The sequence below is a fragment of the Chitinophaga deserti genome, from assembly GCF_003149455.1.
In the GTDB taxonomy this organism is placed as follows: domain Bacteria; phylum Bacteroidota; class Bacteroidia; order Chitinophagales; family Chitinophagaceae; genus Chitinophaga; species Chitinophaga deserti.
In genome coordinates this window covers 406395-419475 of record NZ_QFFK01000007.1, presented here as the reverse complement: position 1 = coordinate 419475, position 13081 = coordinate 406395, and the positions used below count along the sequence as shown (strand labels likewise).

At 49.9% G+C, this 13081-nt stretch carries 10 protein-coding genes; 1 reads left to right on the top strand and 9 read right to left on the bottom strand.

Features of this window, described 5'->3' with window-relative positions; genetic code table 11:
• Positions 1 to 3: 3 nt before the first annotated feature.
• The 3 genes from DEV76_RS18255 to DEV76_RS18245 all read right to left on the bottom strand — a co-directional run bounded on the left by DEV76_RS18255 (position 4) and on the right by DEV76_RS18245 (position 4073).
• Positions 4 to 1098 (bottom strand): DUF928 domain-containing protein, encoded by a 1095-nt coding sequence (locus DEV76_RS18255; RefSeq protein WP_109699354.1) that lies wholly within the window; start codon positions 1096 to 1098, stop codon positions 4 to 6.
• A 2-nt stretch (positions 1099 to 1100) separates the two neighbouring features.
• Entirely contained in the window at positions 1101 to 3527 is a 2427-nt protein-coding gene (locus DEV76_RS18250) for a hypothetical protein (protein WP_198652118.1), read from the bottom strand.
• A gap of 363 nt (positions 3528 to 3890) precedes the next feature.
• Positions 3891 to 4073 carry a hypothetical protein gene (locus tag DEV76_RS18245; RefSeq protein ID WP_109699352.1) on the bottom strand — a complete coding sequence of 61 codons (183 nt, stop codon included), beginning with the start codon at positions 4071 to 4073 and terminating at the stop codon, positions 3891 to 3893.
• Positions 4074 to 4129: 56 nt separating this feature from the next.
• On the opposite strand from DEV76_RS18245, the gene DEV76_RS18240 reads away from it, so the two are divergent.
• Positions 4130 to 4423: an RNA polymerase alpha subunit C-terminal domain-containing protein gene (locus DEV76_RS18240; RefSeq protein ID WP_109699351.1), complete on the top strand. Its 294-nt coding sequence runs from the start codon at positions 4130 to 4132 to the stop codon at positions 4421 to 4423.
• Here DEV76_RS18240 and DEV76_RS18235 read toward each other — a convergent pair.
• From DEV76_RS18235 to DEV76_RS18210, 6 genes are all read right to left on the bottom strand, one after another.
• Positions 4420 to 5970: a hypothetical protein gene (locus tag DEV76_RS18235; protein WP_157962972.1), complete on the bottom strand. Its 1551-nt coding sequence runs from the start codon at positions 5968 to 5970 to the stop codon at positions 4420 to 4422. The genes DEV76_RS18240 and DEV76_RS18235 overlap by 4 nt on opposite strands.
• Before the next feature lie 102 nt (positions 5971 to 6072).
• Positions 6073 to 7119, bottom strand: a complete 1047-nt coding sequence (locus DEV76_RS18230; RefSeq protein WP_109699349.1) for a fatty acid desaturase family protein — start codon at positions 7117 to 7119, stop codon at positions 6073 to 6075.
• A 107-nt stretch (positions 7120 to 7226) separates the two neighbouring features.
• Positions 7227 to 9695 (bottom strand): outer membrane beta-barrel family protein, encoded by a 2469-nt coding sequence (locus DEV76_RS18225; protein WP_109699348.1) that lies wholly within the window; start codon positions 9693 to 9695, stop codon positions 7227 to 7229.
• A 95-nt stretch (positions 9696 to 9790) separates the two neighbouring features.
• The gene (locus tag DEV76_RS18220) at positions 9791 to 10477 is read right to left on the bottom strand and encodes a DUF1349 domain-containing protein (protein WP_109699347.1); all 687 of its coding nucleotides are present in this window, start codon (positions 10475 to 10477) and stop codon (positions 9791 to 9793) included.
• 48 nt (positions 10478 to 10525) lie between these two features.
• Positions 10526 to 11089 (bottom strand): GNAT family N-acetyltransferase, encoded by a 564-nt coding sequence (locus DEV76_RS18215; protein WP_109699346.1) that lies wholly within the window; start codon positions 11087 to 11089, stop codon positions 10526 to 10528.
• An 82-nt stretch (positions 11090 to 11171) separates the two neighbouring features.
• A complete protein-coding gene (locus tag DEV76_RS18210) occupies positions 11172 to 12965 on the bottom strand; it encodes an AMP-dependent synthetase/ligase (protein ID WP_109699345.1) in 1794 nt (597 codons plus the stop codon).
• Positions 12966 to 13081: the final 116 nt, after the last annotated feature.

Below are 13081 nucleotides of genomic sequence, written 5' to 3'. Positions count from 1 at the left end.
AATCTATTCGGTTTCAGCTTTATACAGGAATCGGAGTTGTTTTGTTTCTCCATTAGGCAGGCGGACAGACAGGATATAATAATCCCCGTCGGTCATCCCCTTCACAGATTCCAGATCTATGAGGATTAGGTTCCGCCCGGTATTCAGTTGCACCCTTGGAAACTTCCGTAACTTCTCATTGGGTTTGGAGATGCTGGCTATAGAATAATCGAGTATCTGAGCACTATGATAGTTTTCTACTGCAAAGAGAATTCTGCCTTCCGCTATATAGAAGTTACCTTTTGCCAGATCATCTATGTTACGATAACTGTCCACCGGCCGCTTCGCTACACTATCCTCACATTTCACCGTAAAATCCCACACCTCGCTCCGCGCCAGCAAAGTTTCCCCTTTCACCGCAGATACCTGCCATGCATAGCGCTTACCCATAACCAGCTCAGCGCTGAGGGGCGGATAAAGTAACATGGGAGAAGGGATTCCGTTCTGCCGGATGATGGGCATGTTATAATGCAATGCTTCCGTCCTGGCCTGCCCTTCTTTTACTTCTACCAGCAGCAACCGGTAGGTCATACCAGGCAATGCAGGTATTAAAGGCTGCCAAATGAGTGTGGGGCGCTTTTCGCAGATACGGTCTCCGTCGTAGGGTTCCGTCAGTTCCAGCGGACTGAAAGGCTGCAGCATGTGGTTAAAGCACTGTTCTGCTATTACACCACCGGCGTGGCCGCCTGCTACTTCCGATAAGGTGAAGCAATATTCATACTCTCCTTCCGGAAACTGGTGGGATTGTTTCACCACCACAGCCTGCCGGCTGTTTCCGAACTTCCAGGCGGAACGGTATGCCGCTCCCTGTGGGATCATCTGCATACCGGAAGGCAATTCAAAAGCGGGGGTAACGGTTTCGGCAATGAGTCCCCCGTCGGCCGAGGTTATCCTGATTTGCAGGATGCATTGCTGCTTTTGTCCGCCATTCATAAATCTTGCTCCCATCACTGTCTCAAGGGTCCTGCCCTGCACTTCGGGCACAAAGGTGACCGTTACCTGTCCGCGGACGAACATGGCAGTACACATGAGCAATAAGACCGTCAGGTATCTTTTCATAGCTATTGGTTCAACATGTAGAAAATGGATAATTCGCTGCGGAAGTTCCCGTAGAGGTAGTTCTGCGGCGTGTTCATCAGGTCTTTACGCGCATCCATGCTCAGGTTTACCTGGCAGCGGCCCAGTAATTGCGCGCTAACCTGCTGGCGGATACCTGCCTGCCGCACCACTCCCCTGTTATCGAGGAAGGTAAGACTGCTCCCGCATTGCAGGAACTTTACCAGCCGGTACTGGTAGCCGGCATCGGCAGTCAGCAGGTTGGAATACACAGCGGCATTCTTTATATCGCGGTTGTAAAAGACGTTGGCGGTGATCATTTTCTCTCCCACCGGAATAGTGTGGCTGACGAAGGCATTCACAAACAGGCTCTTCACGGGCGCAACATCTGTCATATAATGCATCTGCTGCAGGCCGAGGGAAGACTGGTTGAAGAAACGCAGTCCGCCCGCTTTACCGTTCCACTGCGAACTGAATGCCACCTTGCGGTTGAGGTATTGTTCCTGTCGGCCATGGCTGCCATCAGACATCATATTGCTCTGATGCAGGCGTCCGGAAAGCGTTAGCTGCCGGGAGATGCGTAAACGGCCATCGAGCGCGAGGGTACGATTCTTCCATTGACTGCCTGCCAGAGCAGTGCGGCTGGTATTACGGAAATCAGTCCTCAACTGAACGCTGGCTTTATTACGGAGCCAGGAACGCTTTACCTGCAGCCCGTAAGCCATAGACCCACGGCGGGAATAAGGACTACCGGGGTTGTTGTATCCCATACCCGAATAGTTGAAATACACTGCCTGGGTAAGCCCATACTCCGGCAATGCCGAATTATATTTCAGTCCGGTAGATACGGTGGTGATGAAATCGTCGAAGAAGTTAGCGATGGCAGCTTTGGACTGTGCGGCATGATCGCCGGCAGGCCCGCCGGCACCGGTACTGGTATTGGATTTGGATATCTCGAAATCCACATCTCCCCAGTCGCCCAGAGAAAGCCGGTTAGATAAGGCGCCTACAAAAGTATTCTGCATCAGTGTGCGAACATTGGGCATTCGCTTATCGTTCCGGGCATTTGCATTGATCATAGATACATGATGATGCGGCTTGTCCATATCACCTTTACCCATCCGCAGGAACTGCAGGCTTTGCGAAGGTGCCTGCTGCATACCATCCAGACCAATATCGTATGGCAGTGCCTGGCGTGTTTTACCGGCACCCAGCATAAGCATTTTGTTTTTGTTTAACATGCTGCCAGCCGCACCAGTCATAAACAGGTCGGACACGGTGCCTTTGCTGGCATTGGCTGCTATATTACCTGCCGCCAGCTCTTTCATTTTCAGGAAAAGGCGTTGCAGGCCAGACATAGGAATCAGATCAGGAGCCATTTCCGCAGCGGAAAGCGGATCCTGCATATAGCGTTCCATGCGGGATTTTAACTGGTACTGGTTTTTCAGCATGGAATTGGGATCCAGGCTACCTCCTATCTCCTTTTGCAAGGCCAGCAGTTTAGACAGCTTACTTTCCAAAGCCGTATCGGAATAGCTGCCAGCCGCATTAGCAAAGAGCTGATTGCGTAGCTGGACACTGTCAAGGTACATGAGCTCTTCCGGCCGGATCAGCTTCTGCAGACTATCGCCTTTCTCCGACAGGGATTTAAGGCGCGCATCTGTAAACTGTTTCAGCTGTGATTTGAAATCGATGTCGTCCAGGAAATACTTCTTCAGGTCGTAGTTCTTCCGGACATGTGCGGAAACCTTCTGCAGGTATGCTTCCCGGTCAAACTTAAAATTCCCGAGGTTTTCGCCCGACAGGTCATGATCAAAGCGGTTATAACCGGAAACATTGGCATACTGGAGATTGACAGGGATAGATCCCAGGGCAAAGCGGTCCTGTACTTCTACGTTGCTCCACCAGCCGGAAGCATTTCCGGTAGTATCACCATAGGAAGTTTGGGCACCGGCTTTCTGGAGTTTGTTTTCCGGTTTACCGGGGAGCTTCAGTTTATCCGTGGCAGGATGATCTTTAAAGAGGGCGTAGAAACCGCGGAGCTTTTCGTCGAAGAAGCGCTCCATACGCGCAGAATCTTTCAGGGCGCCGAAGCCTTCCTGCAGTTTGGCATACTTAGCAGGACCTGAACTGGCGTGTATATAGGAAAGGAATTCCTTGCGGACAGGGTCTTTCAAATCACTGAAGCCCCGGGAGGGTAACTGGATATTCCCTTTACCAGGGATACTTCCCCGGTTAAGAATCTGGGGATGCAGGGAATCCTTCAGCAATGCCGGGACCTGTGGAATTAGCTGATTCCCTCCGCCAGTCACCTGTCGTTGGAATGCATCTGCTTTTTCCTTAAGGGCATGCTTACGGGTAGCCTGGTGGTTCAGAGAATCCACAAGGGCATGCCTGACAAGCGGCAAAGGAGGTCGTAAAATATTCACCATGGAATCCATGGTATAGGGCACCCGGTCAGGAATACTTTGCGCGCGCGCAATAGAAACCATGCCGAGACAGCATAAAGCTGCAAACAGTCGGTGTACAGGCATAAGGATGTTCCTTAAGTCGTCAAAATGGGTCGGGAATAACTGTCTAATGTAATCAAGCTCACCGGGTCAACACGGGCAGGGATTCCTCTTGTCTATCATATCAAACCGTTTTTAATTCATAGGTAAAAACGTATTCAATTTCAATCAAATGTACAAGAAATATTTAAATCACAAAATTAACACCACTAATTTTTTTAGCAATCCGCATCATTAAAACGGAAATAGATAACCGGTCTGGCCGGGTATATCATAGCCCTCCTGTCATTCCCCTCCACAACCACCTGCCAACAATGCAATACCTACCCCTTCCATCACAAAAGCCAGTGTCATCACAGCCCCGGCTCCTTTAGCAGAGTGCCCCCTTTTCCTGCGCCAGATGCTGCCAAAGCCTAAGGTCAGGCCGGCCAGCAACAATACTAATCCAATGAGCTTACGCGTCTCCATAGGTCGTATTTAAGATTTAAGCACTAATTTAAAGTTCAGTAAAAAACGACAATAATATGCCTTCTGAAAAGACATTACGTACCTGCCCCAGGGGCCACCGGTATTATAAGTCGTCTGACTGCCCGGTTTGCCCTCAGTGCGAAGCGGATACCGCGCCTGATGCAGGTTTTCTGGCAACACTATCAGGCCCCGCACGCAGGGCACTGGAAAATGCAGGCATTACAACCATTCAGCAACTGGCAAAGCATTCGCAGAAAGAGATTCTTGCACTCCATGGTATGGGACCTTCCTCCCTCCCGAAGCTAAAAGATGCACTGGCAGCAGCCGGACTAAGCTTTCTCAATGCTTAGTTTGCATATTTAATCAGCCACTGTGTGCCGTTACTCCAGAGTGTTACCGTTTTGTACTGCGTAGCCAGCAGATATGTAGTGGCGTTATTGATCAGTTCTCCACCTGTAGTAGCCACGGTTACAGTGGCTGCCGAAGAAGATATTTTAACAATGGTATACTCCCTGCCCATGCAATTTGTGGCAGTAGGCAGCGTGATATTAGCATTCGCCGCATTGTTCACCATTACATTACATTGCCAATCGTGCAAAGTGGCACTGCCGGTTAAAGCTGCCACACCATAAGCAACAGAACCGTTAACGTGTAGCGTGGAATGCAAACCACTGATACCAATACCTAATTTCCCCGTACTTGTAAGCCGCATCCGTTCCAGCTGCTCTGTTCCGTCTCCGATATTACCGGCGTGAAATGTTATCCCCCCGCGGGCTGTTGTAGTTGTATCCCCTCCACTAATCAGATTGATCTGTCCTCCTCTGGAAGAATACATTCCAGTCCCTCCTCCGACAAGTTGTAATCTTGCCGTTGAATTGTTACCACTGATAAGCAGCCCGGTTGAATCGCCCCAGATAACATCGGTTCTGATTTTATCCCCGATCGTTAATACCCCGTCACCAGAGAGTTTCATTGCTTCTGTGGTACCACCGTACCACTTGAAGCCATTAGTACTGTTAAACTGCGGTACACTTTGCCAGATGTGCTGTGTTTCCAGTCCTGTTGCGAAATCGGCATGGGCTGCGCTGATGTTTCCAAAATAAATGATTTTTGTGCCGATACTTCTGGTACTGTAAGCCGGTGGTGCTATCCCCCTGTTAGGGAATGCCATGTAATTCACTTTGGCTCCCTGAAAGTTCAACTGGGCTGTATCCACCCCATACCCCATTGTAAAGCTACCTGTAGAAAAGAGGTTACTGTAGAAGTTGGTAACCCCTGAAGGACCGATTTCAAATCTCTTAGCCCAGAATGCCCCACTATGTACATAGAAAGCTAGGCCGGCAGTATCTCCACCCGTCAACTGCATATTGGCACCTCTTGTGCCGAGTGAATCAAGCAGTGTAAAACTGTTCATGTAACTGTTAGCCCCCTTGCGTATTACAGTAAAACTTCCGGCAGTACGCCCTTCGCCCTTGATATTAAACTGGGCCGTCTGCGGAGTATTCGTCTGATTGAGGATGTACCCTTCCGGGGCAGGCAACGGGGCGTAGATGCGGGTTATCACCCCATTCTTAACGTAGCGGATACTATCCCCGGAGCGGTAAGCGGTATCAATGCCTATTCCGCCAATAGTACGGAGATCAATGGTATCCTGTCCGGCGATGGCCAGCTGGTGATTCCCCACTGAAACAAGATCTATTTTACGGAACTCTGTACGACCATTCCCTTTATTGAAAAGATAGCCATTTACCTTACTGGTCCGGTTTTCCAGGATCAGTTCTGCAGTATCGCAAACGTTGTAAATACGGACGCTGTCGGCACGGATCTGATATACCTGCTGTGCCATAATCGGGTGGACTGCTGCCATAACCAGCAGCAAAAACAATAACTTTTTCATAGGTAATGTATGCGGTTCGGGAATAAAAGTGCAGACCGGGTAACCTGCTGATTAACAATTTTTGTGACGTTAAAAATAATGGATTTGGGTAAACTAACAAATTTATGCCACCTGCAATTCCGGAACAATCTTACGCGTACGCTCCTTCAGGAAGGCAATCACTTCTTCATCCGACTGGAAACGGTCGCCGATATTCACAAAATGCCTCGCCAGCTTATCGTACCTGCGGGTCACCAGCCATGCAAATACATGGAGGAAGTGAATACCATCGAACACAATAGCCTCATTGTCGATATACTCCTGTAGGGTACTGCGGAAATAAACCGGATGTTCCGTCCAATGCATATTGGGTTTAACGTGGTGACTGATATGATACCCGTCATTCCAGCATTTATGGTTGTACTTGGTATTGATGCAGGTGATGGAGTTCTTGTAATGATTGGAAGGGTCTTTAGCATCGATGAATCCGTGTTGCGCCCAGTTGCCCATCATCATGATGATGCGGGAAATAACGAATGGAATGATGAACACGACCAGTGTGGCCTGCCAGTTTACAAACGAGAGCCCTACGCAGAGGGCATAAAACAACAATTCCCCGCGTACCGAGCGATACATGAGCCGTTTACGGTTCCTTTTATAAAAATATACCGCCAGGTTAAATACACCTGCAAAAAAGAACACCCCTAAATAATGTCCGAACCCACGCAGAGAATCACGCTGGAAAGGCATGGTACTGCTTTCGTCTTCCTCCATATTATTTTCTGCATGATGCATACCAATATGGTGACTAAAGTAAGTTTCCGGCGTTTGCCCGAAGAGAGGGCTCAATACCCACGGCAGGTAATGGTTCATGAAACCGTACTCCTTTTTGAAAAAGGCACGGTGACTGGTACAGTGAAGCATCAGGCCGAACGGGCCTTTGAATACAAAATTGTTGAAGAAAAGGTAAACTGCAGCTACTACTCCCCAAAGCCAGCCATCGACGAAAGGCATGTACAACAATACAGCCGTAATACCCAATACCAGGGTAATCTGGATAGACAGATGTACGAATGGTACATCCTTCGGGTCGCGGATAAAGCGCTCGAAATAGCTGGGCCTGGCTGGCTTAACATAGACCGGATCAGTAATGACCTGTAGCGAAAGCATAGTAAACTTGAATGGGTGAAGTATAAGTTAACTATTTTTCCTGACTTGGCAGCAAAACAGCGTGAAAATGAATGGGCCCGGTATGTTATTAAAATAACAACTCCCGGTTAGAATCCATCTCCGCCTCCCATATCGCCACCGCCTTCATCTCCACCACGCTTCTTCTTAAAGATCTTAGCGTCCATTTTACCGAAGCGCCAGCTTACGTTCACACGAAGCTCACGGGATACCCGTTTACGGTAACGCTCGGATTCGGAGAAATTGGTGGTAGTCCAGCTGAGGTCGCGGTCCGTATTGAAAATATCGTTCAGGCCTACGGTTACGGAGAGGTTTTTCTTCTTCAGGAAATCGCGCTTCACCGCCATGTCTATCTGGTATTCCGGCGCTTCTTCACCCTGTGGCAGGATCTGACGGGATTCATATTCACCGGTAACCTGCAAAGTGAGATTCCACGGCAGCTTGGTATTACTGTTGATTTTCCCGAACCATACGAACCCGGAATTGTCCAGGTCCTGCGCACTAACACTGGTTTGCGCCATATTCACGTTGGTAGTGATATCCCAGCCTTTGGTGATCTGGTTACGCACCGTCAGCTCGGCGCCGTAGGAATTGCGGCGGTCGGCGTTGATGGGGTAGTTCAGCAGCACTTTACGCTCCTGTCCATCCAGCACCAGCGTGGTATCTACGTAGAAGTTAGTGATGGCGTTATTGGTATTCCGGAAATATACGGAGGCCAGCACGTTCATCTTACGGTTGAAGTCTTTCATGTAAGACAGCTCGAAAGAATTAGTGAACTCCGGTGTGAGCGTGGGGTTACCTCGGCGGGCAGAGTTGGCATTGTATTCTATATTGGGCAACAGGTCGCGGAACCAGGGGCGCTGGATACGGCGGCTGTAGTTCAATTGCAACTCATGATCGCCTTCGAACTTCTGCGTCAGAAACACACTGGGGAAAAGACTGATCGGATAATCGATCTCATAGGCTGCTCCTTTCACATTCAGCATTTCGCCACTGTAAAAGGATTGCTCCGCACGCAGCCCTGTCTGGAAACCGAAGTTCCCGAATCCATTGGTATAGCTCACATAAGCAGCATTGATCTGCTCTTTATAACGGTAGTTGTTGGAAAGGCTGGAATCGTACTGGTACTCGCCTGTTGCGAAGTCTTTCCCGTAAGTGTTCAATAGGTTATTGAACTTCCTGTTATTAGACCGGAGACCAGCTTCCAGCTTCGATTTCTCGCTAAGCGGGGTTACGAAATCCACCTGTGCCGTGAGATAGGTGGTTCCGCCATTGCCTTTACCATAACGCAGCTCCGGCTGATTGGGAGTATTGCTGGGCTGGCCGGCCATGTCGAAGTATTGCAGGCTGTAATCGTTGTTATTACGGTTGTTCGCCTTGTTATACGTTACATCTGCGGTAAGTTCCTGTCCTTCTTTGGAGAAGGTGCGTTTGTAGCCCACCTGCGTGGCGTAGTTTCGGAAATTGTGCTTACTGTCGTTACGGCCATAGCCCCGCTGTGTACGTTCTTTATTGCTGTTAAGATCGAAGATTTCCTGTGTATTCAGGTTATTGAAATCACCGGCGGTAATGCCCTGTGAAATGGTGAGGGTGTTGCGGTTGTCGATGAACCAGTCGAAGCCAAAGCGGCCGTTCTGGAAGCGGCGGCCGAATTCCCCATCCTGGTACTGATCCATATACGTGATATCGTTACCATCGATGTTTTTACGGAACATGTGCTGCTTCATGGGCGAGCGGCGGTCGCGCAGGCTGTAATTCAGGAAAACATTGATCTTACCCTGACGGGCATTGAGATCCACCCCGGCATTGGAGCTTTTGGTAGAGGAGTATCCGGCCTGGATAAGGCCGTTAATACCGGCTTTGCGGTTTTTCTTCAGTACGATATTGAGAATGCCGCTCATGCCTTCGGCATCGTATTTGGCGGAGGGATTGGTGACCACTTCCACGCTGGCAATAGCATCGGCAGGGATCTGGTCGAGCGTAAGGGTGCTGGGGCGGCCGTCTATGAAAATAGTAGGACTGCCGTTGCGTACACTCACATTACCATCAATATCCACGTTAACAGAAGGTACCTGACGGAGCACATCGGTGGCAGTACCGCCCATGCTGGAGAGGTTCTTTTCCACGTTAAACACGCGCTTGTCGATCTCCATGGTAAAAGCAGGCTTCTCTCCCACTACTTCCACTCCTTTTAGGGCGGTAGCCGTAGTTTTAAGACGGATATTGCCCACATCGCTGCTTTGGCGTACGGTTACGGCTTTAAAGAAAGTTTCGTAACCAATAAAGTATATCTTAAGGATGTATTTACCCGGTGTAATGTTCCGGAAATCGAAATCACCATTGCCTTTAGACAGCATGCCTGTTACCACGGATGAATCCGCGGCTTTCAACAGTGCCACCGATGCATATTCTACCGGTTTGCCAGTCTGATTATCGATTAATTTACCAAGTATTTCCGCCTGCTGCCCGCCGTTCTGCTGTTGTGGCTGCTGCTGTGCCATGGCGCCCGTTCCCGCGAGCACGATCATGCTCCATATCAATAAGCCTAATTTCCTCATCGCTATTTAGTCCCGAATTTTTATCAAAGTTATCGTGACAAAATAGGATAATTGTCATTCAGACATCGGATTAATGGATGAATGGCAAGGGGATGTTATTCCCCTGCGTGGAAATTCTTAAAGGCTTCGGGGCGGTATTTAACATCGGATACCTGCAGCTCCATCCCTTCTCCTTTGGGCGACTGGGCATAGAACCCGATTCGGAGCCCGGCGGGATTGCGGTAGCGGAAAGTGCGGAGCAGTTGCCACTTTTTACCGTCTTCCGAGAAGTAAAAGCCATAGATATTCCCTGAGCGGGCGGCTTTTACATATACTTCAGGGGCATTTACGGCGCGGTGATAGCTGTCGTCTGTTACACGGCCGGTTACTAGGGAAGAACCCAGCATAATACGTCCGTCGTCCATTTTCTCGATCAGCAGCTTGGCCCAGTTGGAAGAGTCTGTGTAAAGGATAAGGGCGCCCCCGTCGTAAAGGGCTTTGCAATCAGGACGTACCCGTGCGGAGAAGATAAACTGCTCATCGGCCAGGAAGGTAGCCATAGGCACCTGGTGTACATAAAAGCTGCTGTCTACGAACGTATAGAGGTCCGTATTCCTGTTGGCATGGAGTACGAACCCATTATCTGCCGTGGCCTTCAGGCTGCCTTTGGAAGGATCTACCGTAAGGGCGCGGGGGAGCACTTTCAGGCGAATGGAGTCTTCAAATGCAAACGTTTCCGGATGAGCGGCAAAGGCCGGCAGGGAAATTATCGTGCATAAAAAGGGGAAAAGTGATTTCAGCATGTAAATAGTCAGGTTAAGTAAGGGAGACGCGCGTTTGGGCAATAAGTACTATGCCTCCTGCAGATTTTTAACGAGATGGTGATAACGCCCGCCTGCAAAGGGGATCGTGTATTCCACCTTAAAGCCCATGCGCTCATACAGGCGCTGTGCAGCTGGGTTATCGGTACTTACAAGGAGGCCGGCACGGGGCATGCCTTCTGTAGCTGCTTTTTGGGTAGCAGCACCAATCAACCTGCTGCCGATGCCTTTACCCTGATTGCCGGGTGCTACGGCTATACTGTCGAGGTAATACTCTCCGGGCTGCGTTTCGTCTTCCGGGCAGATGCCTGCACCTGTCTGCCAGCGGATGTAATCGAGGACGGGCTTGCGGAGGTCGTGTAGTTTGCCGCCATCGTATCCGAGGATCATACCTGCAGGGCCTTTATCCCCTTCAAATATCAGGGCATTCTCATAGCTGTATTGGTTACCCCGCTCACGGAAGAGGTGTTCGAAAATGTGGGTCACTACCTGCATGTCATTGGTTCCGGAGAGCTTGCGGGCGATTTCCTCCATGGCCAGGAAAAGCAGTGGAACTGCTACAGGCGCATCGTCAGGGGTAGCTGGGCGTATCATATCACAAAGTTAACGGGTTTGTCGGTATCGGGGCAAGCAGGAGAAAAGGGCCGGCGCTGCCCGCCGGCCCTGCATAATATAATCAGACGTTGTAAATCCCGTCGATAATGTTCTTGTACTTGTCGAGGATGATCTTGCGGCGGAGACTGAGCTTGGGCGTCATTTCCCCGGAATCCACGCCCCATTCACGCTCCATAAGGGCAAATTTCTTCACCTGCTCCACATGGTTGAAGTTGGCGTTGTAACGGTCCACCACTTTCTGGAACATCTCCAGCACCTGCGGATTTCTTACGGCTTCTTCATTCGTAGTATAAGCAACATGGTTCTGCCCCATCCACTGTTTGAGCAAACTGAAAGAGGGTACGATGAGGGCACTAACGAATTTACGCTCGTTACCCACAACCATGATCTGCTCAATGAAGGGGCTTTCCTTCATCTTATTCTCAATAGGCTGCGGGGCTACGTACTTGCCGCCGCTGGTCTTAAACAATTCCTTTTTACGGTCGGTAATCTTCAGGAACTTCCCGTCTACGAGGGTGCCGATATCACCGGTGTGCAGCCATCCGTCAATCACCGTTTCATCCGTAAGGTCGGGGCGTTTGTAATAGCCTTTCATCACGGAAGCGCCACGTACACAGATCTCCCCTTCTTCGGTAAACTTCAGTTCCACGCCATCAATGAGGGGGCCTGTAGTGCCGAAGCGGGTGAGCCCGGCAGGGTGACGGCGGTTTACGCTGATAACCGGGCTATTCTCTGTTGGCCCATATCCTTCATACACGGGTATTTTAGCCGCGTTGAAGATGCGGAGCAGGTTCTCTGAAGCTGCGGCGCCACCGGTAACGATGAAGGATATCTTACCACCGAGGGCTTCACGCCATTTACTGAAGATGAGTTTATTGGCAATAGCGAGCTGGATGTTGTACCAGGGGCCGCCACTGATATTGTTATCGTATTTCTTACCAAGCGCCACCGCCCAGAAGAACAGGCCGCGTTTGATGCCGGTAAGCTCATTGCCTTTGCTCATTATTTTCTCATACACTTTCTCGAGCAGGCGGGGCACGGTGGTAAAACCATCGGGCTTCACTTCGCGGAGGTTATCCGCGATTTTATCCATGCTCTCGGCATAATAGATGCTGATACCGCTGAAGAGATAGATATAAGTGACCATCTTCTCGAAGATGTGATTGAGGGGCAGGAAGCTGAGCACACGTGTTTCCGGAGCATCCGGGAAAGGGAAGCTGGCTTTGGAAAAGTATACGTTGCTGACAATGTTTTTATGGGTAAGCATAACGCCTTTGGGCGTACCCGTGGTGCCACTGGTATAGATCATGGTGGCCAGGTGCTCATCGGGTATCTGCGAAGCGATGCGCTTTACTTCCGCTTCCAGTTCCGGGGTGGCTTTTGCGGTTAATTCGGTCCAGTGTGGGGCACCGTTCACCGCATCGAAAGAAAAGATCCCTTTCAGGGTAGGCACTTCTGCTTTCAGTTCATTGATCTTATCAAACATTTCCTGGTTGCTCACGAAAATGTATTTCACTCCGGCATCGTTGAGGATGAACTTTACTTCCAACGGATTGGTAGTGGGATAAAGCGGCACCAGTATAGCGCCTGTCTGCTGAACGGCGAGGTCGGTAAATATCCATTCGGGCCTGTTGTTGGAAATGATGGCGATTTTATCCGCCCCTTCCGCCGTCATGTCGTTTCCGCCAACTCCGAGCGTAAGGAGCCCTGCTGCGAGGCGTGATGCGTTTTCCTGCACTGCTGCTGTGCTGTAAGGCTTCCAGTTGCCGTCAACTTTAGAGGCAACCATGTCTGGTTTAGGGAATTTCTCCAGCTGGTAAGCTACCGCGTCGAATAATCGTTTTGGCTGTATCATTATAGCCAAGATAATAAAAATCCATGTATGAAACAATGTCTAATAGTCACCATTTTTGCCAAGTTGTCACCTTTCCCACCGGGCATTTCTTCGTACCTTTGCACCAGCTATCCAAC

Excerpts from the sequence above, each read along its gene's own strand:
- DEV76_RS18255 (WP_109699354.1), bottom strand. The coding sequence starts at position 1,098 with ATGAAAAGATACCTGACGGTCTTATTGCTCATGTGTACTGCCATGTTC.
- DEV76_RS18250 (WP_198652118.1), bottom strand. The coding sequence starts at position 3,527 with ATGGTGAATATTTTACGACCTCCTTTGCCGCTTGTCAGGCATGCCCTT.
- DEV76_RS18245 (WP_109699352.1), bottom strand. The coding sequence starts at position 4,073 with ATGGAGACGCGTAAGCTCATTGGATTAGTATTGTTGCTGGCCGGCCTG.
- DEV76_RS18240 (WP_109699351.1), top strand. The coding sequence starts at position 4,130 with ATGCCTTCTGAAAAGACATTACGTACCTGCCCCAGGGGCCACCGGTAT.
- DEV76_RS18235 (WP_157962972.1), bottom strand. The coding sequence starts at position 5,970 with ATGAAAAAGTTATTGTTTTTGCTGCTGGTTATGGCAGCAGTCCACCCG.
- DEV76_RS18230 (WP_109699349.1), bottom strand. The coding sequence starts at position 7,119 with ATGCTTTCGCTACAGGTCATTACTGATCCGGTCTATGTTAAGCCAGCC.
- DEV76_RS18225 (WP_109699348.1), bottom strand. The coding sequence starts at position 9,695 with ATGAGGAAATTAGGCTTATTGATATGGAGCATGATCGTGCTCGCGGGA.
- DEV76_RS18220 (WP_109699347.1), bottom strand. The coding sequence starts at position 10,477 with ATGCTGAAATCACTTTTCCCCTTTTTATGCACGATAATTTCCCTGCCG.
- DEV76_RS18215 (WP_109699346.1), bottom strand. The coding sequence starts at position 11,089 with ATGATACGCCCAGCTACCCCTGACGATGCGCCTGTAGCAGTTCCACTG.
- DEV76_RS18210 (WP_109699345.1), bottom strand. The coding sequence starts at position 12,965 with ATGATACAGCCAAAACGATTATTCGACGCGGTAGCTTACCAGCTGGAG.